The 21,227-nt window shown below is 50.5% G+C and carries 15 protein-coding genes; 3 read left to right on the top strand and 12 right to left on the bottom strand.

The window, feature by feature from the left end:
- Nucleotides 1-8: 8 nt before the first annotated feature.
- Nucleotides 9-2,345, bottom strand: coding sequence for a sensor domain-containing diguanylate cyclase (locus CWI69_RS08010; RefSeq protein WP_126763580.1), 2,337 nt, complete (start codon nt 2,343-2,345; stop codon nt 9-11).
- 88 nt (nt 2,346-2,433) lie between these two features.
- Nucleotides 2,434-3,015, bottom strand: a complete 582-nt coding sequence (locus tag CWI69_RS08005; protein ID WP_126763578.1) for a thymidine kinase — start codon at nt 3,013-3,015, stop codon at nt 2,434-2,436.
- Between the two features lie 116 nt (nt 3,016-3,131).
- On the opposite strand from CWI69_RS08005, the gene CWI69_RS08000 reads away from it, so the two are divergent.
- Complete coding sequence (locus tag CWI69_RS08000) at nt 3,132-4,364, top strand: adenosine deaminase family protein (protein WP_126763577.1); 1,233 nt, start codon at nt 3,132-3,134, stop codon at nt 4,362-4,364.
- 60 nt (nt 4,365-4,424) lie between these two features.
- Here CWI69_RS08000 and CWI69_RS07995 read toward each other — a convergent pair whose 3' ends face one another.
- The 8 genes from CWI69_RS07995 to CWI69_RS07960 all read right to left on the bottom strand — a co-directional run bounded on the left by CWI69_RS07995 (nt 4,425) and on the right by CWI69_RS07960 (nt 15,070).
- Nucleotides 4,425-6,368: a S9 family peptidase gene (locus CWI69_RS07995; protein WP_126763575.1), complete on the bottom strand. Its 1,944-nt coding sequence runs from the start codon at nt 6,366-6,368 to the stop codon at nt 4,425-4,427.
- 54 nt (nt 6,369-6,422) lie between these two features.
- Nucleotides 6,423-8,858, bottom strand: a complete 2,436-nt coding sequence (locus CWI69_RS07990) for a putative bifunctional diguanylate cyclase/phosphodiesterase (RefSeq protein ID WP_126763573.1) — start codon at nt 8,856-8,858, stop codon at nt 6,423-6,425.
- Nucleotides 8,855-9,679: a type 2 periplasmic-binding domain-containing protein gene (locus tag CWI69_RS07985; protein WP_126763571.1), complete on the bottom strand. Its 825-nt coding sequence runs from the start codon at nt 9,677-9,679 to the stop codon at nt 8,855-8,857. The genes CWI69_RS07990 and CWI69_RS07985 overlap by 4 nt, the downstream gene beginning before the upstream one ends.
- Nucleotides 9,680-9,898: 219 nt before the next feature.
- Nucleotides 9,899-10,978 (bottom strand): ABC transporter permease, encoded by a 1,080-nt coding sequence (locus CWI69_RS07980; protein ID WP_126763569.1) that lies wholly within the window; start codon nt 10,976-10,978, stop codon nt 9,899-9,901.
- Complete coding sequence (locus tag CWI69_RS07975) at nt 10,968-11,924, bottom strand: ABC transporter ATP-binding protein (RefSeq protein WP_198678922.1); 957 nt, start codon at nt 11,922-11,924, stop codon at nt 10,968-10,970. The genes CWI69_RS07980 and CWI69_RS07975 overlap by 11 nt, the downstream gene beginning before the upstream one ends.
- Nucleotides 11,917-12,888: an HlyD family secretion protein gene (locus CWI69_RS07970; RefSeq protein WP_126763567.1), complete on the bottom strand. Its 972-nt coding sequence runs from the start codon at nt 12,886-12,888 to the stop codon at nt 11,917-11,919. The genes CWI69_RS07975 and CWI69_RS07970 overlap by 8 nt, the downstream gene beginning before the upstream one ends.
- Before the next feature lie 235 nt (nt 12,889-13,123).
- On the bottom strand, nt 13,124-13,669 hold the full coding sequence (gene ssb / locus CWI69_RS07965) for a single-stranded DNA-binding protein (protein WP_126763565.1): 546 nt from the start codon (nt 13,667-13,669) through the stop codon (nt 13,124-13,126).
- An 18-nt stretch (nt 13,670-13,687) separates the two neighbouring features.
- Nucleotides 13,688-15,070 carry an MFS transporter gene (locus CWI69_RS07960; protein ID WP_126763563.1) on the bottom strand — a complete coding sequence of 461 codons (1,383 nt, stop codon included), beginning with the start codon at nt 15,068-15,070 and terminating at the stop codon, nt 13,688-13,690.
- A gap of 106 nt (nt 15,071-15,176) precedes the next feature.
- On the opposite strand from CWI69_RS07960, the gene uvrA reads away from it, so the two are divergent.
- Together uvrA and glsA are read left to right on the top strand one after the other, a co-directional pair.
- The gene (gene uvrA / locus CWI69_RS07955; RefSeq protein WP_126763561.1) at nt 15,177-18,002 is read left to right on the top strand and encodes an excinuclease ABC subunit UvrA; all 2,826 of its coding nucleotides are present in this window, start codon (nt 15,177-15,179) and stop codon (nt 18,000-18,002) included.
- A 5-nt stretch (nt 18,003-18,007) separates the two neighbouring features.
- On the top strand, nt 18,008-18,964 hold the full coding sequence (gene glsA, locus CWI69_RS07950) for a glutaminase A (RefSeq protein WP_126763559.1): 957 nt from the start codon (nt 18,008-18,010) through the stop codon (nt 18,962-18,964).
- On the opposite strand, the gene CWI69_RS07945 is transcribed toward glsA, so the two are convergent.
- Together CWI69_RS07945 and tuf are read right to left on the bottom strand one after the other, a co-directional pair.
- Nucleotides 18,944-19,741, bottom strand: a complete 798-nt coding sequence (locus tag CWI69_RS07945) for a hypothetical protein (RefSeq protein ID WP_126763557.1) — start codon at nt 19,739-19,741, stop codon at nt 18,944-18,946. The two genes, glsA and CWI69_RS07945, sit on opposite strands and share 21 nt — an antisense overlap.
- Nucleotides 19,742-19,998: 257 nt before the next feature.
- Nucleotides 19,999-21,183 (bottom strand): elongation factor Tu, encoded by a 1,185-nt coding sequence (gene tuf, locus CWI69_RS07940; RefSeq protein WP_126763555.1) that lies wholly within the window; start codon nt 21,181-21,183, stop codon nt 19,999-20,001.
- Nucleotides 21,184-21,227 lie beyond the last annotated feature (44 nt).

The following is a 21,227-nucleotide window of genomic DNA, read 5'->3' as shown; positions in this document are numbered from 1 at the left end:
TACCTGCACTAGCGCTTAGATGCAGTCACACATTGATTACGACCTTGATCTTTTGCTTTGTAAAGTGCCTCATCGGCGCGCGCCAACCAATGATCGAGCTTGCCATCGGCTTGCTTTAACTGAGCGATACCTGCACTCATAGTTACTGTAATCTTCTCGTCCTCTACAACAAAGGGATCTGCTGCAATCGCTTTGCGAATGCGCTCTAATGCCAGAAGCGCTTCATCCTCAGGCGTGTAGGGCAGCAAGACCGCAAATTCTTCGCCACCAAGACGACCAAATAAATCCATATCGCGCAGCTGCACCTGGGTGCGTTCACAAAACTCACGCAGTACTTCATCACCGGCGGCGTGACCGTAGTTATCGTTGACCTGTTTAAAGTAATCGAGATCGATAATTGCGACTGTCATGGGTACTTCGTAGCGCATGAATTCATCGTAGCGTTGTTCAATGGCTTCCCAGAAGACCCGCCGATTTGCAACGCCCGTCAATTCGTCGGTAGTTGCCAGTGTCCGTAATTCCTCAACCGCCTGCTGGCGTTCTTCATCCATGCGTCGCATGTGCATTAATGTACCAAGGGTGTCCAGCATCGGCCGCAACAATCCCAGATACTTGCGCGAATAGTGACTTTCGGTATTCGCCAGAATCATCAAACCTATCACTTCGCGTTTAAAATACAACGGCATAATCAGTGCATTTTTCAGCGCTGGTAAAGTGATTGGGGTAAGCGTCATTTCAAGTTCAGACAGTGGTTCATGACAAAACTCAGGTTCGCCGCGCAATAACACCGAACGTATCACATCACCTGCGACCTCTACTTCTAATGATTGCTTCACCAGATCTTGTAATGACTCTGATTCATACTGATCACTACCGATCCGTAAACCGTGCACCAACAGCAGATTTCGCTGCCGTGAACCTGGCGGTAACTCGCCGACAAACCCCACTTTGCTGCCGGTCATTGCCATCATTTTCGGTAATGCGTGATCGCAGACCTCGCTAAAATCTTTAGCCAGCATAAATTCATGCTGCACATGGGAGACCAGCTCCAGTACTTGTGCCTGCTGCTCAAGAAAATTCTCATTGGCGACTTGTTGTGATATGTCGTGATGAATACCGGTCATTCGTAGCGGACGGCCAGACGAATCACGTGAGACAATTTTGCCAACGCTATGCAACCAGAGGTAGTGCCCCTCTTTATGACGAATGCGAAAACGTACTTCAAAACGATCAGTTTTACCCTGGGCGTGGTCGTTCATCCGCTCTTGCATTTTAGTCATATCATCAGGATGAACCAGCGTCTGCCAATTTAATTGCTGTTCGTCTTTGGAGCTATAGCCCGCCATCAGCGACCACGGATGACTAACCTTAAGCTGATCGTTAGGCAGCGTCCAGGACCAGGTGAAGAACTCACCGGCCGCCAGAGCCAATTCGAAATTCTGGTTGGTTTCGCGCAGCGCCAACTCGAGCTTCTTACCCTTGCTGTCATCGAGTAAATAACCGCGTACCCGCAATACATTGCCGGCTTTATCCTTGTCCGCGCGCGCATAATGATGAACCCAGTGAGAGGTATCCTGGCCATTGTCCTTACGCAGGATACGGTAGTCCATGTCCAGAAATTCCTGCTCGCCATCAAGCACCCGCTGCATCCGGTCCAGTAAATCAGCGCGTTCGTCAGGATGCACAATGGACTCATAATTGACATCATCGCGAAGCAAATATTCATTGGGGTAGCCCAGCACGCGCTCGGCATTCTCCGCGACATAACTCAAGTGAACCTCAGGCTCAACCCGCCACACCACGGCACAAACTGGGCCTTGCGCTAGAACTTCACGCTCGGCCTGGTAATTATCAATCTCATAACGATCGGCAATGGTTGCTGACAGCCAATCTGCCAGCACTTCAAGGTAACGGACCTGTGCAGCAGGAAATTTATTCGGTGATTGCGAGATGACGCACAGGGTGCCTAAGTGATAATCATCAAATAAGGTAATAGGAGCGCCAGCATAAGAGCGTACTCCACCTTCTGCCAACACGTAAGGATTACTGCTGAAGCGATCGTCCTCGAGGGCATTCTCAACCACCATGGTTTTACCGGCGGCGATGACATGTGTGCAAAAAGAGTCGTCCCGGTCGGTTTCCGGCTCATCAAAGCCAACTTTTGCTTTGAACCATTGCCGTTCCTCATCAACCAAGGTAATCAACGCCGCATCAGCTCCAAGAACTTCTTTGACCAACTGCGTAATCCGGTCGAAAATTGGATCTGCTTCGGTATCCAGAAGTTCGAGTTCATGCAAGAGCTGCAGACGAGCCTGCTCATTTTTTGGCAGCGGCACTGAACTCATTATCTTCTCCTGATGTTCGGTTTCACTTCAAGCATAGCAGACATCGTTTAAAACGCTGAAGCTAAGTAGCGAACCGTCCTGGAAAAATCTAGCTAAGCCCGAGCTTTTCTTTCCAATGTTTACGGCAACAGGAGATGTAGCGATCATTACCGCCAATGGCGATTTGTTCACCTACTTTTACGGCTTCGCCATTTTCGTCAATCCGCAAATTCATAGTCGCCTTGCGCCCGCAATGACAGATGGTTTTCATTTCATTCACTTTGTCGGCGACTGCTAACAGCACAGCGCTACCAGGAAAGGCCTGGCCAAACGCATCGGTGCGGATGCCGTAGCACATCACCGGAATAGCAATGCGATCGACAACATCAGTAAGTTGCCAGACTTGGGTTTCAGTGAGAAATTGGGCTTCATCGATGAGTACACAATCAATAGCAGTTTGACTATGACGCGCTTCAATTAACGCCGCCAGATCAGTAGAACTAGTAAACGCCAGAGCTTGCCGATCGATACCTAAGCGCGAAGCAATTTTGCCTTTTCCCGCCCGCTCATCAATTGCGGGCGTGAGCAATAGTACGCGCTGACCGCGCTCTTCATAATTATGAGCAACTTGCAGTAACGAGGTACTTTTGCCTGCGTTCATCGCGGAGTAAGTGTAATAAAGTGAAGCCATAGGGTGATCATCTAATTGTTTTTTTGCGTTCTGTATTTCAGGTTTATACTGAGTTTAGGCGCTGAATGCAAAGAGCATTTTTGCTATAATCGCGCAAACTCAATAAGGGAGTCGTTATGTCACAGCGTTACACCGAAGCATTTTTAAAAGCCATGCCCAAAGCAGATTTGCATCTGCACCTTGACGGTAGTTTGCGGCCAGCCGGGCTTATCGAAATGGCAAAACGCAGTGGCATTGAATTACCGTCCTATACTGTGGATGGTCTCTACGACCAGGTATTTAAAGAGAGTTACAACAATCTTGGTGAATACCTGAACGGCTTCCAGTACACCTGTGCAGTACTGCGGGATATGGAAAATCTGGAGCAGGCGGCTTATGAACTGGCAATGGATAATCTCGCCGAGGGCGTCATCTATATTGAAGTCCGTTTCGCGCCCCAGCTTATGATGGATCCTGGCCGTGGCATAGATTTCGACCGTGTGATGCACACCACCAATGCCGGTCTCAAGCGAGCTAAAGACGAATACAATAGTCAGTCCGAAGTGCGTAACGGTGACAAACCTCCGTTCGATTACGGCATTATTAACTGCGCCATGCGCATGTTTGGTAAAAAAGGTTTTTCGCCCTACTACACCCAACTGTTTCAAACCTTGCGCGATCATGAGCCAAAGCACGTTATCAAAATTGCCGCCATGGACATGATCCGTGCCAGCATTCGTTTACGCGATGAAGAAGGTTTGCCGATTGTCGGGTTAGATATTGCCGGGCAGGAAATGGGCTATCCGGCGCACGAGTTCAAAGAAGTCTATGAGTACGCACACCAGAACTTCTTACTGAAAACTGTACATGCAGGCGAAGCTTACGGTGCGGAAAGTATCTTTGAAGCACTCACCCAATGTTATGCCGACCGCCTGGGCCATGGCTACTCGTTATTCTCACCAGAAATGATTCAGGATGAAGCTATAACAGATAAAGAGGGATATGCGAGTCAGTTGGCGTCCTTCATTGCCGACCGGCGTATTGCTGTGGAAGTCTGTATTACCAGTAATTTGCAGACTAACCCCACTATCGGCGATGTCAGCAATCATAATTTCAAGCACATGTACGCCCACCGCCTGGCAACGGTAATTTGTACGGATAACCGGCTGGTATCTCGTACCACAGTGACCCGCGAATATGAGCTTGCGTTACAAGCTGCAGATATTCCGCTAAAACGGCTGAAAGACATCGTTGCTTACGGCTTTAAAAAGAACTTTTTTCCCGCTGATTATCTGGCAAAGCGCGCCTATGCCAAACATGCTTTGCAATATTTCGACAAAGTCGCCGCAGAACATAACGTCAGCGATTAACACCATCAGCTTCATAAAAAAGAGCGGCAAATTTGCCGCTCTTTTTCCATTTGTTCGTCTTTATTGCTCGTTATTGGCCACGTAAGTCTCGAGAAAGTCGAGGTAGGCTTGTTGTGCTTCAATGCGGTTTTCACGATTAGCAAAACCGTGCCCCTCATCTTCAAAGAGAACGTACTCGACTGGCACATTATTCGCGCGAATCGCCGCCACCATCTCGTCACTTTCTACCTGCAAGACCCGCGGATCGTTGGCGCCCTGAACAATCAGCACCGGCACCTGGATTTGATCAGCATGGAATAATGGCGAAATACGTTCCAGCCGTTGGCGATCCTCAGCCGGATCGCCCAGTTCATCGTAAAGTGACTTACGGAAACTGGCCCACCACGGCGGAATGCTTTCCAGGGTTCGCACCCAGTTGGTCACCCCAAAAATATTAATGCCGGCATCGAACTCATCGGTGAATGCCAGCGCTGCCATAGTCAGATAACCACCATAGCTGCCACCCATAACTACAATTTTCTCACCGTCTACCCAGGGTAAGGTTTGCAGGTATTTTTTCGCATAAACAATATCCTGCAAGTCTGCTTCACCGTGCTTACGATCGTCAAGATGGTAAAAGGTTTTGCCGTAGCCAGATGAGCCGCGATTATTTACTCCCAGCATGGCATAGCCATGATTCACCAGGTGCTGCACCAACGGATTGTAGCCTTTACGGGTCTGTCCGCCAGGTCCTCCGTGAATAAAAATTATCGCTGGTACTTGTTGTTCCGCGCTAGCCTGATGCGGTTGATACAGCAAGCTTGGAATAGCCAGCCCATCAAACCCTAAAAAGCGGATCACGTCGCTCGCAACCAGATGTTCCGGATTGATTGCCGCGCTCAGGGTATCCGAAAGACGGGTGATAGCTTCACTCCCGACCTTCCAGGCATACAGGTTCGACGGGGAGGTGTCGGAGTTTACATAAAATACCAGCACCGACTCATCATCAGAGAAATTCACGCCGCGTAAATCTCCGGCCGGATAATCAGGCAGCTCTAGCATCACGCCTGTTGTGGTATCGATTATCGATAGCTCTGTGCTTGCATCGGCATTCACACCTATGACCTGATAACGGCCCGAATCAGAGTAATAAACAAAAGATACATCCCACTCGTCGCTGTATTCTTGGCTGGTTTGCCCGGTCGCCAGCTCATAGCGCCAGGCTTGGATAAACTCGCCATGGCCGTCGGTGCCATAAATGAGTGCCTGATTATCTGGCGTAAAGCCAAACAACGAATGGCTCACATCGCCATCAACATCAGTAAACAACTGTGGTTCAATGGCATCTGTGGATAAATCCAGTAAGAACAGGTCGGTATCCGTGTTGCTGTTCACTTTGGCAAGCGCCAGCCACTGCCCGTTCGGGGATAACACCATACCGGCCCAGCCGGCGGTATTCTCAAAAACCAACTCGCGGCTGTAATCCTCAACCTGATAGCGATAGATATCAAAGTTTGCGGGGTCACGCTCATTAGTCATCACATAAAATGCCTGATCATCTTCGCGCCACCCCAGAAACTCCGCTTTTAGTTCTTCACCGGGGGTCAAATCTAAAATCGTGCCATCAGGGTCTTGGACAAACAAATGATTGAGCTCATTGCCACCTTGATCGGCTGTAAACAGGAATCTTTTATCGTTGGGGAACCAGCTTACAGCGCGATTTGCATCGCTGTCCGAACCCGTCAACTGGGTCGGTGCAGAGCCATCCAGGGGGTAGCTGTAGACGTTAAAAATACCATCGGCATCGCTGGTCACCAGCACTGCCGAATTATCATGACTCACCGAGGAGCCAAACAGCGTGGTCGTGGCAAAAAAGGTTTCTGCACTGTACTGTTCAACGGACACGGTCTCCGCAGCACCAGCTTCGGCAGGGTCGGCTGTATCCTGCCCTGCTGGCGAACAGCCACTAACAACTAAACTCAGCAACAAAACCCAAGAAAGATTTAAGATACGGATCGTAGACATAGGATGCTCCAGGCCAAATTAGCGGATTAAGTTTAGCCTAAAGCGATAAATCCGCTAGTGCGGACAATATTTTTTGTGAAACTCTTTGATAGGTAATGGTTTATCGAACTTGAATCCCTGCAATATGATGTCAGTATCGCGATTAGCCAAGTAATCAACCTGCTCCTGGGTTTCTACGCCTTCGGCGACAACACGTAATTTGAGGTTGGTCGCAATCGCCAGAATCGAGTCGATGATGGCTTGCTGCTCATTATCCCCTATCGCCTGGATAAAGCTCTTGTCGATCTTCAGCTCTTGCAATGGCAAGCGTTGGAGATAAGAAAGCGACGAATAACCCGTGCCAAAGTCATCGATGGAAAACTGCACGCCACTTTCCTGCAATGCTTCCATTTTGCTTACAATATCGCCGATATCTTCGACAAAAAGATTTTCGGTCACTTCCAGAATGAGTCGCGTCGGATCCACGTCACTTTGCTGCAGCTCATGTTCGATGAAGTAAACGAAATCAAATTTACGAAACTGGCGTGGACTGATATTGATCGCCAACGTCAGCGGCGGCGGCAGCTGCTTAAGTTGCGCCAGCGCCTCATTCACAATCCATTTACCCAGATCGACGATGAGATCAGTTTGTTCCGCCACCGGAATAAATTCGGCAGGTGAAATCATCCCTCGCTCCGGATGCTGCCAGCGGATCAGGACTTCTGCCCCGACCAGTTGACCATCAGCGGTGACCTTTGGTTGCAGATACAGCTCTAAACCTTCGTCGTTCAGAGCCAACCGCAGCTCACGTTCGATCTCATAACGTTTTTCAAGTTCCGCACTGTAAGACACATCATAAACTGCGGTCTGGTTGCCGCCGGCATCCTTCGCTGTATGCACTGCGGTTTCAGCATGGCGGATAATAGCATCGGCGGACTCGGCATTTTCCTTGTAGATTACAATACCGGCACTTGCGGTAACAGACACCCGTTCGTCGTGCACCAGAATTGACTGTCCAACTTCAGTCAGCAGCAGTTTTACCAGTACTTGGGTATCTGCCAGAACCCTGTCCTGTGACTCATCTTTTACCGGTAACAGCACAGCAAATAAATCCCCGCCCAGGTTGGCAACAAAGGTATCGTCTTCGTTCGCCAACAAACCGCGGACTCGCTTCGCTACAGTCTTCAAAATTTCGTCACCAAACTCAAACCCACGCACATCATTGATGCGCTGTAAGCCGTCTAAATCAAGCAATACTACCGAGCCATGCCAGCCTGAAGGATGCTGTTGCAAGCGCTGAGCGAGATGCTGGATACAACTGGTGCGATTAGGCAATTCGGTAAGCGCATCGAAGTAGGCGAGATATTCGACTCTGGCTTCGGCTTCAACCCGTTGAGTAATATTCAGTTTGCTCGCTAAGTAGTGGGTGATTTGCCCAGTTTCATCCCGTAAAGGTGAAATCGTCGCCCACTCGCGAAACTCGACACCCTCTTTGGTCCGGTTATACAGCTCGCCCTGCCAGGTCTTGCCTTTCACGAGTTCCTGCCACAGATGTTCGTATTCTTCATCCGGGGTCCGGCCCGAGGCGAGTATGCGCGGGTTTTCACCCATCACTTCCTGAGCACTGAAGCCTGTCGTACGTTCAAACGCGGGGTTCACATATTCAATTTTGCCGTCGAGGTCGGTGATCATGATACTTTCACTCGCCTGTTCCACGGCTGCCGATAATTTACGTAGCCGCGCTTCCTGTTTTTTTCGTTCGCGCAGCGCTAATTTAAAGCGCTGAGCAAGAAAACCAAACTCGTTCGGGAGCCGTGTAGGCAAGGCGGCAGGATCTAAGTTACCATCACCAAACTGGGTCACAGCAGCAGCCAGTTGTTGCGCAGGAATCGCCACAAAGCGTTGTAACGCCCACCACAATGCAAGTCCCACACTGGCAAGCAACGCCAATAATAAGCCGAGCGGAAGCCACGGTAGATTTTCTAAACGATACCAATCGGCGGAATGCCGGTATTCCACCACCAACAAATTACGCTGTGGTCGTTGCGCCACGTTCATACTTTGCAAAATCGGCACAATAGCGATAAAGCGGTCATGTTCAGGTTCAAATTCGATCCGTGTTGTCGCGCTTGTTGCCGCTTGCGCAAGCAACGCCGGGTCCAGCGTAGTGACCAGCTGCTGCAGTTGTCCACCGACCAGGTGCGGCTCATAACTGGCAACCACGCCGCCCTGTTTATTGACAATAACCGCATTATCTACCCGCGGGTGGACGTGCATTTCACTTATCAGTTCCGGAACCGCGGCTTTACGGTTCCAGGCATGCATACGGTTAAACGAACCTTGTGCAGTTGTCAGACTGCTAAATAGTTCGAGCCGCGCCGAGCGCAGCGCACTGTCCTGCTGAGCGCTGATGAGGAAGTACATTAATCCGGCAAAAATGGTAAAAACTGCGAGCAGAATCGGTAAAGTTAACTGGACCGATAACTTCTTCCACCAAGGGATTCGTCTCATTGACTGGCTCCACAAGGTGTTAAAGGCACTATAGATTCATGTACACCGCTGGCAATAAGATACTCAGACGTTGCCGGCATGTCATGTGCCAGCAATCGCTGCATAGCGTTTTCCTGATCTGCCAGATCGACGAACTGAATACCTTCCAGAGCCAGTTCCAGGCCATCGGTGGTGAGTTCGGTCAATTCACTCAGCCCCTGCCAGAACGCTTCATCCCGCTGACGCAAACGTGTTAGCGCCTGTGGCCATAGTTTAGTTTTTAACTGCTGCACCCGGGGCTCAGCTCGCGGCCAGACGGCTTTACGCACAATGAGAACATTCAGCACGGCAACATTTTCAGTCGAAGAGTCGAAAATAACCTTTGCCCCTCTTGACCGCAAACGTTCAACGAACGGCTGATAGGTAACAATCGCGTCAGTTTGACCATTTGTAAAAGCGGCAATGTGCTGAGTAGGCAGTAAAATTCGAGGGATTACAGCACTCGCCGGGATCTGTTCATGCTCAAGCCAGCGCGACAACATGTAGCGCGCAAGAGTGCTATCTTCCATACCGACTGAAATGGTCGTGTCAGACTGCCAACTCCAACCTTCCTTCACTAAAACCGCGTCCGCGCCCAGCGAGCGGTCGAGTATCATAGCCAAGCAATAATCACCGTCGGTCACGGTATTCACGCTTAAAGCATTATCCAGGGTGAGGATCGCGCCACTTACAGCGCCATTGCCGAGCATGTGCAAAACACTGGTATCGGAAACCAGCATAACGGTTTTCAAACCAGCCGGTCGCGTCTGCGGATCTATCGCAGCTAGCGTGATTATCGGCATTGTGCCCAACCAAGCGTTGCCGACAATGACGACATCATCCTGCGGTGGGTTGCACCCCATCAGAAAAAAAGCGAATAGACTAGCAAGTAGGAATCTCATTGCGAAAGCGCTAACCCTAAAAAATTCATGCGCATATAGTATAACAGTTTAAGGAAGAACGGCTTCGTTTTCGAGCTTTATCTTGTCAATTAAGCGTACCGCCCTTGTTTACTGGAATCTTCAGTCCAGACGTTTCTTAAAACGCAAGGTCGCTACCACCATAAACACCGCGAAAAAAACCAAAAGTGGCCAGATCTCCCTATGCAATGCACCAATCTCTGTACCGCGTACCAAAATCCCGCGCGACAGCCGTACAAAATGCGTCAATGGTATAACTTCCCCGATCCACTGTGCAGCACGCGGCATTCCCTCGAAAGGAAACATGAATCCCGACAGTAATATCGACGGTAAAAAGGTAAAGACAGTAAGTTGCATGGCCTCAAACTGAGTTTTGGCGAAAGTCGAAACGGTTAATCCCAGAGCCAACGACGCGAGAATAAAAAACATTGAAGCAAGGTAAAGATCAGTTATGCTGCCGCGTACGGGAACATCAAACAGCCATCTGCTCACCAACACAATTAACGTCACCTGAATTAAGCCGATCAGTACGTAGGGCGTGATCTTGCCTAACATAAGCTCGGCAGGTTTCACTGGCGTGGTGATCAACATTTCCAGGTTACCGCGCTCACGCTCACGAACAATGGCGATCGCGGTAAACAGCACCATCGTCATGTGCAAGATTACGCCGATTAGCGCTGGGACTATATTGACGGGCGACCGCCGCTCTGGATTGTAATAGGTACGGGGTGCGAACAAAAGTTGCCTCGCTCGCTGGCCCGGCAAGGGCATCTCGCTTAACCCGCGGGCAATGCGTTCAACGGTCGGATCTGAGCCATTGATCAGTAACTGTCCCACTGGGCGATGTCCATCAATGACACGACGCTCGAAGTCAGGCGGGATAAAAATTCCGACGTCGATCTGACCCGTATCCAGCAACTCCCTGAGCTCCTCCGGTCCGCTGGCAGATCGAGTTATTTTTACTACCTGGCTGGCATCTGCAGACGCGATCAGCTGTCGCGAAAGACTGGTATTGGCATGGTCAGCAACCGCCGCCTCGACATTTCGCACATCCAAATCGATAGCATAGCCAAACAACAGGATTTGCAGTAACGGTACGCCAACAATCATACCGAAGGTAAGACGGTCCCGTTTCAGTTGCCGTATTTCCTTACCTGCTATCGCAAGTAGTCTACGCAGCATCGTTACTTTTTCCTTGTTCGTGGTTGAGTCGGGTAGCTACAACGAACACATCCTCCAGATTGGCCATAACAGTAGCCACCTCAGCATCAACATCAGCCTGCTTCAGCGCATTACTGACTAATCCCTCTGGATCTTCGACGGATTTAGCCGTCAGCGCATGCAAACGGGCGCCAAGCTGGGCCACACTCTGCACGCCGTCAATCTTTTCCAGGCAATCCCTGGCTGCACGTGGCGCTGACGTCTCAATTTCAACTACCCCGGCGCCGATATCACGGATTAGATCCCGCGGCCGTCCTTCAGCAACAACCCGACCCTCATCGAGAATAGCTAATCTATGGCATCGCTCAGCTTCGTCCATATAATGGGAGGAGACCAGCACCGTTGTGCCCTCTTCCGCCAGACCGAATAAGATATCCCAAAAGTCACGACGACTTTGCGGATCAACTGCTGATGTTGGTTCATCAAGAATGAGAAGCCGCGGACGGTGTAGCGTTGCACCGGCGAGCGCCAACCGCTGTTTCTGACCACCGCTTAAGGTGGCTGCGAACTGGCTACGCTGTTCAGTCAGCCAATAACGCTCGACTGCACCATCTACGGTTTCTTTCAGCTTGTTTGCTGGCACACCATAAACCGTTGCCAGAAATTTCAGGTTTTCAGTAACTGTGAGATCTTCATACAGGGAAAACTTCTGAGTCATATAACCGATTTCGCGCTTAACTTTTTCCGCCTGGCCCGGCACCTTATAGCCAAGCACCTCAACCTCTCCGGCGCTTGGCGTGAGCAAGCCACAAAGCATTCGAATTGCCGTTGATTTGCCCGAACCGTTGGGGCCCAAAAAGCCATAAATTGCAGCCTCTGGAATCTCCAGATCAATACTGTCGACTGCAGTCAAATCACCAAAGCGTTTGGTGAGCCCTTTGGCGCTGATCGCCACTGACTCACTCATTTTGTCCTCCGGCGCTGGGTGAAGTCATCAGCATACGGACCGGTATACCACTTGGTAGTTCTCTGGCATCACTCAGCGCAATTTCAGTAAGGTAGCTGAGCCGCTCTGAATCGTGTTCGGTGAGTGCAAAATATGGCGTATAGGATGCTTCGCTGCTAACAAAGCGAACTTTGCCTTCTCGTTCACCGTGACCGTCAATCTTTACCCTTACCTTATCCCCCGGCTGCAGCTGATGGTGAACCGCTGCAGGCACATAAACTCTGGCATAGGGTGCTTGATCGGTCGCTTGCAAAATCACCAGCGCATCACCCATACCTGGTCGTTCACCCAGTTCAAACGGCAACGACTCAACACGCGCTGCACGAGGTGCTGCGTGAGTAAGACGGTCTAACGTTAGTTGTTGTTGGTTGATAGCAGCTTCTGCCTCGCGTACAGATGCGCGTGCTTGCTCTAACTGTTCGACGGTAGTCCCAGCTAATAGTGCAGCTAGTGCTGCACGCGCCGCAGCTAGCTTACCCAAGGCCTGCCTATGCGCATTACGGGCGCGATCGAGCTGGTCGCGGCTGGCGAGATTCTGTTGCTCAAGTGGTGCAATGCGTTGCAATTCGTTTTGCGTCGTATCCAATTCAGCTTCGGCCGCTAAAAGATGACCGCGCGCTTCATCGATTGACTCCTGGCGTGGCCCCCGTACCAGCTCGTCCAACCGTCGCTGTGCGCGATCCGCCACGGCCTGAAGCCGCGCCAACTCGGTATTCGCCCTTGCAGTATCCTGTTCAATCAACAGTTGACCAACGGCTACTTGCTGTCCTTCACGCACATGAATTACAGTGACTTTTTCACCAAATTCAGCACTGACACGAATACTGTCACGTTCCAGTGTCCCTACTACCGCGAATTGAGACGGGTCGCTGCAACCGGTCAGGAATAAGATGATGAGCATGACGAGCCGGGAAGTATGAGTCATAACATGTCTCCTGAGGGAAACTTACATTGCATGTCTTGGCAAGCCAGGCAGCACAATGATGAGATGAAACTGTACGGTTGCCAATGCTGTTTCATAAAACCTATTTAATAAGCTTTCTATCCTTCAAGTCAACCAAGCCCGGACCAAGATGCGCCAGCTCCTTGCTTAATTAAAAAATAAGCCCCTGATAAAAGGGGCTTTGGAGGAACATTTTTCACTAAGCAGAGAGTGAAACCTAGAACGGAATATCGTCGTCAAATTCCTGATCCGGAACAAAAGGCTCTGGCTCAGGCTGCTGTGCCGGACGTTGCTGTGACTGCGATGGCGCTGGTTGGCGCTGCTGGCCACCTTGCTGGAACTGGCCACTTTGCCCGCTCTGGTTTTGCCCTTGATTCTGGCTTTGCCCCTGGCTCTGATAGCCGCCGCCCTGACCACTGCCCGGACGACCATCAAGCATTTGCATTTCGTTGATGACGATCTCGGTCGTGTAACGTTCTACGCCATCCTGACCTTGCCATTTACGTGTTTGCAGGCGGCCTTCAACGTAAACCTTTGAGCCTTTCTTCAAATACTCACCGGCAATTTCCGCTAACCGGCGATAGGCAACACAACGATGCCATTCGGTCTGCTCGCGCGGTTCGCCGGTTTGCTTATCTTTCCAGGTTTCACTGGTGGCAATCGACAGGTTGGCAATCGCTGTATTATTCTGCGTGTAACGAATTTCTGGATCGGCGCCTAAGTTGCCGATAAGGATAACTTTATTAATGCCACGACTGGCCATGCCCTGCTCCTATCTTGTCTATTGGTACGACGCAACCAGCGCCGTAATCGCTTGTTCATTGTAATCGGTTTTGTGAACTTTTAAATAGGCGGTTTGCTCGGTAGTCACGATTCGAACTTCTTCCACCCCTTCGGCGTCAGCCAGACTATCCGCAAGCGCTTGAATTTCATCGTTACCTAAAGCGCGCAATTTAAAGCTGACATTCTGCCACTGCGGTGGCGGTTTCATACCAAACGAAATCACAAACCAGCATACTAGCAAGATAACGCTAAACCAGACAACGCCGCTCAGGCCATAAGCTTGCAGTAATAGACCCCCTGCCAGACCGCCAACAAAGGCGCCGCCAAACTGAGCCGTCGCATAGACTCCACTGGCACTGCCCTTACGCCCCGCGGGCGCAAAGCGGGTAAGACTCGAGGGTAAGGTCGCTTCCAGAAAGTTAAAACCAGTGAAGAACAGGACAATTGCGATGATAAAAATCAGCCAACTACCCTGTGCCCATCCGATAATGGCTACAGCAGTTAGCAGCAATAAAATTGCGATTCGGAAAAACATCGGCTGTTTGCGCCGTTTCTCCGCCCATATGAGCATCGGGATCATAAACACAAACGACAAAAACAACGTTGGCAGATACAACCAGGCATGTTGCTCACTAGCTAAGCCGCCAGCCACGAGCTGAGTCGGTACTACGACAAAAAACGCCGTCAGCAGGCAGTGCAGAATAAACACCCCACCGTTTAACCGGGCAAGTTGCGGATGTCTGGCGATTTGCCCTAGCTCAGCAAGATTCGGCAGCAAGTCGCCGCGCGCTGCACGCAGCTCGACTTTAGGCACCGCAAAAGCAAATACCAGTAATCCGAACACGGCGGTAATTGCAGTAAACAGGAATAATCCGGATAAGCCGATGTACTGTCCGAGTAGCGGCCCGAGAACCAGTGCAAGAGCGAAGGAAAGGCCGATACACATGCCGATCATCGCCATCACTTTGGGCCGTTGTGAATCACGTGTAATATCTGCCGCAAGCGCCAGAATGGCTGCCGCGATTGCACCCATGCCCTGCATCGCACGGCCGATGACAACTCCCGTTAAGGTTTCTGCATAGGCTGCAACCAGGCTGCCCACAATAAAGACAATCAAGCCACCAATAATCACCGGGCGTCGGCCAATGCGATCCGACAGCATGCCCATCGGGATTTGCAACAATGCCTGGGTTAAACCATAGGCACCAATAGCCAAACCAATCAGCAGCGGCGTGTAGTCAGGGTAGTTTTTTCCGTAAATTGCCATCACCGGCATGATCAGAAACAGACCTAACATCCGTAACCCAAAGACGGCAGCTAACGCACCCGAAGCACGGCGTTCTACGGTGGTAAGACGTTGATCGTTCGAAGACTTAGGCATCTATCTCTCGGCGTTGCTAGAAAAATTCGCTGGTGATTGTACCAGAAGGTGGTCACTGTGCGATAATGCTCGATTCATTTTCGCCAACGGAGTTACAGGTTACACTATGGACTTTATTGAAGTACGCGGCGCACGCACCCATAACTTAAAAAATCTGCAGCTGACAATCCCTCGCGATAAACTTATCGTGATCACCGGCCTGTCAGGTTCCGGGAAATCCTCGTTGGCGTTCGACACGCTCTACGCAGAAGGGCAACGTCGCTACGTCGAATCACTTTCAGCGTACGCGCGACAGTTTTTATCGCTGATGGAAAAGCCTGATGTTGATAGCATCGAGGGTTTGTCACCAGCCATTTCAATTGAACAAAAATCGACCTCGCATAATCCGCGCTCGACGGTCGGTACCATTACCGAAATTTATGACTATCTGCGTTTGATGTTCGCCCGGGTTGGTGAGCCTCGCTGTCCAACCCACCACCAACCGCTTGCTGCGCAAACGGTGTCGCAAATGGTAGATCAGGTGCTGGCGTTACCGGAAGGTGAAAAGCTCATGATTCTGGCGCCAATTATTCAGGACCGTAAGGGTGAGCATAACAAGGTTCTCGATAACCTTGCGGCACAAGGCTTTATCCGTGCCCGGATTGATGGCGAACTCTGTGATCTCAGCGATCCGCCGAAACTCGAATTACAAAAGAAACACACCATTGAGGTGGTAGTCGACCGCATCAAAGTTCGCGAGGGCCTCGAACTGCGTCTTGCCGAGTCGTTCGAAACTGCGCTGGAATTAAGCGGCGGCACTGCAATTGTCGCGCCGCTTGATAGCGACTCGAAACTTGCTGCGATGATTTTCTCGGCTAACTTTGCCTGTCCACAATGTGGCTATAGCATGCAGGAGTTGGAACCCCGGCTGTTCTCTTTCAACAACCCAGCTGGTGCTTGTACCTCATGTGACGGTTTGGGCATTGAACAGTTTTTTGACCCGCAGCGCGTTATCAATAACGACGAGCTAAGCCTTACCGGTGGTGCCATTCGCGGCTGGGATAAACGCAATTTCTACTACTATCAGATGCTGCAATCGCTGGCCAAGCATTATGGCTTCGATCTGAACCAGCCTTTTAATGCGCTGAGTGAGGCGCATCGCAACGTTATCTTATTTGGCAGTGGTCGTGAAGAAATTCAGTTTACCTACATGAATGACCGTGGCGACCGCGTAGTGCGTAAACATGTCTTTGAAGGCATCATCCCCAATATGCAGCGGCGCTACCGCGAAACAGATTCGACCGCGGTACGTGAGGAACTTGCTAAATACCTTGCCTCTCAGCCCTGTAAAAGCTGTGGCGGCGCACGGTTGCGGCAGGAAGCACGTAATGTCTTTGTCAATGACACCACCTTACCAGAAGTGGTGGACCAATCTATTGGCGCGGCACTTGAATTTTTTCAGGGTCTGCAGCTTGATGGCCAGCGCGCACAAATTGCGGAAAAGATTTTAAAAGAGATCAACGACCGTCTCGGCTTCCTGGTCAATGTTGGCCTTAATTACTTAAGTCTGTCGCGCAGTGCCGATACACTTTCCGGTGGCGAAGCGCAGCGCATTCGTCTGGCCAGTCAGATTGGTGCCGGTCTGGTAGGTGTCATGTACGTGCTTGATGAGCCGTCCATTGGCCTACATCAGCGCGACAACGAACGCTTATTGAATACCCTTACCCGTTTGCGTGACCTGGGCAACACCGTGATCGTGGTCGAGCATGACGAAGATGCCATCCGCTCTGCTGACCACGTGATCGATATTGGTCCCGGGGCCGGTGTGCATGGCGGCGAGATTGTCGCTCAGGGCACAATCGATGACATCCTTGCAAGTGAGCGCTCGCTAACCGCAGACTACCTGTCCGGACGTAAGGAAATTGCTATCCCTGCCGAGCGCCACCAGCCAGGCGACAAATGGCTTACCCTTAGCGGCGCCAGTGGCAACAATCTGAAAGATGTCACTTTGCGACTGCCGATCGGCTTAATGTCGTGCATCACTGGCGTATCGGGATCGGGTAAATCGACGCTGATCAACGACACCTTGTTCCGCATCGCGCATCGTGATCTGAACAAGGCAACGGCAGTAGAACCTGCTCCTTACACCGCGATCGACGGCATGCAATACCTTGATAAAGTAGTAGATATTGATCAAAGCCCGATTGGTCGGACGCCGCGCTCAAATCCAGCGACCTACACCGGTATCTTCACGCCTGTTCGCGAGTTATTTTCAGGAACTGAAGAAGCGCGCTCACGGGGTTATAAGCCTGGCCGCTTTAGTTTCAACGTGCGCGGCGGTCGTTGTGAAGCCTGTCAGGGTGATGGTGTAATTAAGGTCGAAATGCACTTCTTACCCGACGTCTATGTGCCTTGTGATATTTGTAAGGGCAAACGCTACAATCGCGAAACCCTGGAAATCAAATATAAAGGCAAAAATATTCACGAAGTGTTAGACATGACCATCGAAGATGCGCATGAGTTCTTCGCGCCAGTGCCGGCAATCGCGCGTAAGTTGCAAACCTTAATGGATGTCGGTCTCAGTTACGTTCGCTTAGGACAGTCGGCAACCACCTTATCAGGCGGCGAAGCGCAAAGGGTAAAACTTTCGCGCGAATTATCGAAGCGCGATACCGGCAAAACTCTGTATATTCTCGATGAGCCAACCACAGGCTTGCATTTTCACGATATTCAGCAGCTTCTCACGGTATTGCACCGCTTACGGGATCATGGCAACACAGTGGTGATTATTGAGCACAACCTGGATGTTGTGAAAACCGCCGACTGGATTGTCGACCTCGGTCCTGAAGGCGGGGCCGGCGGTGGTGAAATTCTCACCGAAGGCGCACCAGAGAAGATCATCTCAAATGATCGATCACACACTGCGCGCTTTTTGGCACCAATGTTAAAGTAAATTTTATGACCAATGATGTGATTAGTGGTGGGCAATCGATAAATGCCCCGGAGAACCTCAAACCCTTGCTGCAAGAAATTTTGCAGCAAGCTTTAAGTGTCACTGACGGCAAAGTCGCGGATTATATTCCTGCGCTGGCGGAAGTGAAGCCAGACTATTGTGCGCTTACCGTCGCCACACTTGACGGTATGGTGACCTCCGTCGGTGACACTGATAGTGCCTTTTCAATTCAGTCAATTTCTAAGATTTTTGGCTTAATGCTGGCCATGGAGCGGACCGGGGAGAGTTTGTGGGAACGGGTGCAAATGGAGCCCTCAGGCCAGCCGTTTAATTCTATCGTGCAGCTGGAGTGGGAACGCGGTATACCGCGCAACCCTATGATTAATGCCGGAGCCATACTTGTCAGCGATGTGCTCGTGAGCCATTACTCAGCAAGTAAATCAGCGGTACTAAGCATGGTACGGGGCCTTTGTAATAACGACTCGGTAATGGCTGACAGTCGTGTACATGAGTCCGAACGTGAGCACGGTTCACGTAACGCTGCGCTAGCCTATCTGATGAAAAGCTTTGGTAATATCGAAGCTGACGTTGAGGAGGTACTCGACCATTATTTCTGGCAATGTGCGCTTACCATGAACACCGAGGATCTTGCCCGCAGCCTGGCGTTTTTAGCCAATCGTGGTAAATGTCCGCGCAGTGGCAAGCAAATAACTTCCCACCGCGACGCCCAACGGATCAACGCATTACTGAGTACCAGTGGAATGTATGATCAGTCAGGTCAGTTTGCGTTTACTGTAGGGTTACCGGCAAAAAGTGGGGTTGGCGGCGGAATTGTTGCTATTGTCCCCGAGTACGGGGTTATCGCGGCATGGTCGCCACCGTTGAACAGTTATGGTAACTCGGCCAGAGGCATGGCGATGATTCGCAACCTCGCCAATCAGTTAGGTCTCAGTGTCTATTAGATTTGGAATGTCAGGTTGTTGCGGCGGCCAGGGCAGACCGTAATTACCAAGGATTTCGGCAAAAGTTCCGTCGTCAATGAGCGGCTGCAGCACTGTTTGCCAGTCCTCAAGGGTAAACCCTTTCGCGGGATTTACTAATGTCCTGAGATCATAATTGTCATAGGGTTCCTGTTTCAGCAATAACTTGTCGAACCAAGGCTCGTCTCGTTGCTGCTGGAGGTATTCATCATGCAACATTACGACATCTAGACGGCCGTTAAGCAACATCTTGATGTTTACCTCGTGGCTAAGCGACAGGTAGACGTTATAGCGATCTTCCAAAACACCTTGATCAGTATGGTTCTCAAGGAACGGATAGTGATAACCGGTCAACCCGCCAAAACGCAATCCCGGACGACTGAAATATTCCTGTCCGCGTTTGCCCTTTTTAACGGTAACCAGCCGTTCCGAGCCAAGTACCAGAACCCGCCCCGCCGTCACCGACGGTAACTGCTGTGGCCAGCCCCATTTCGGCGACTCAAAAAGAATCATCTGGCAGCACCCAGGCTCGCTAAGAGCACGGAAACGAGCTTTGGAAGGGACATCCTCGAGTATGAAGTGATAATCGCTCTGACGTTGATTGAGAGCCTCTAACAGGTCACCAACGAGGTGCTGGTCTTCATAGGCGGAGAAATAAGGAGGAAAATCGTAAGCTGCAACGACCACGCGTTCGGCTGCATGGCTAATAGCTGAGGTGTTAGCAACAACAATGAGTAGGCAAAAAAGGATCCAGCGCACGATAGTCCCGGCATGGCTTAAATTAAATTTATCTTCCTTCCCAGCCCCACGAAAGTCAAGTCTGCAAAAACCAAGAGCGTTATTAGCTATCAGATATTAGTTATTGGAGGATAAAAACAAAAGCGCTACCAGTTATTGGTTAATAGTTATTGGTTTTCTAATAACTAATATCTAATAGCGAATAACGCTTTTGCTTTGCCCATTAAAAAAGGGAGCCGAGGCTCCCTTTTCAATTGCGTCAGTTCAACGCGGCGTTATTAATCGATAATTTTCGATACTACGCCAGCGCCTACTGTACGGCCACCTTCACGGATTGCGAAGCGTAAACCTTCGTCCATCGCGATTGGGTGAATCAGTTCAACAACAAACTTCAGGTTGTCGCCTGGCATTACCATTTCCACGCCTTCTGGCAACTGGACTGCACCAGTTACGTCAGTGGTACGGAAGTAGAACTGTGGACGGTAGCCTTTGAAGAATGGCGTATGACGGCCACCTTCTTCTTTGTTCAATACGTATACTTCCGCTTCAAATTTAGTGTGCGGAGTGATTGAACCTGGCTTCGCCAATACCTGACCACGTTGAATTTCGTCACGCTTAGTACCACGCAACAATGCGCCGATGTTCTCACCTGCACGACCTTCGTCAAGCAACTTACGGAACATCTCAACACCAGTTACGATAGTCTTCGTAGTATCTTTGATACCTACGATTTCAACTTCGTCACCTGTGCGAACGATACCACGCTCTACACGACCAGTTACTACAGTACCACGGCCTGAGATTGAGAATACGTCTTCGATTGGCATGATGAACGGCTTATCGATATCACGCTCTGGCTCTGGGATGTAAGTATCCAGTGCTTCTGCCAGTTCGATGATCTTCGCTTCCCACTGCTCTTCGCCTTCCAACGCTTTCAGCGCTGAACCTTGAATTACTGGCAAGTCGTCACCTGGGAAATCGTACTCTGAAAGAAGTTCACGAACTTCCATCTCAACCAGCTCTAACAACTCTTCGTCGTCGACCATGTCACATTTGTTCATGAATACAACGATGAAAGGTACGCCTACCTGACGTGACAACAAGATGTGCTCACGTGTTTGTGGCATTGGACCGTCGGTCGCTGCTACAACCAGGATCGCGCCGTCCATCTGCGCAGCACCGGTGATCATGTTTTTCACATAGTCAGCGTGTCCTGGGCAGTCAACGTGTGCGTAGTGACGCGCTGGCGTGTCATACTCAACGTGTGAAGTTGAGATGGTGATACCACGCGCTTTTTCTTCTGGCGCGTTATCGATCATTGCGAAGTCCTTCGCAGAACCACCGTAGGTTTTTGCCAATACTGTTGTAATGGCAGCAGTCAGAGTAGTTTTACCATGGTCAACGTGGCCGATTGTACCTACGTTCACATGGGGTTTTGAACGTTGAAATTTTTCTTTTGACATGACTTTTCCTTAACTTAAGTTAAAAGTCCGGTCCCGTAGAGAAC

It is taken from the genome of Pseudidiomarina halophila (assembly GCF_003987215.1).
GTDB classification, from domain to species: Bacteria; Pseudomonadota; Gammaproteobacteria; order Enterobacterales; family Alteromonadaceae; genus Pseudidiomarina; species Pseudidiomarina halophila.
The sequence above is the reverse complement of the archived record's forward strand: the minus strand, read 5'-3'. Positions and strand labels throughout refer to the sequence as shown.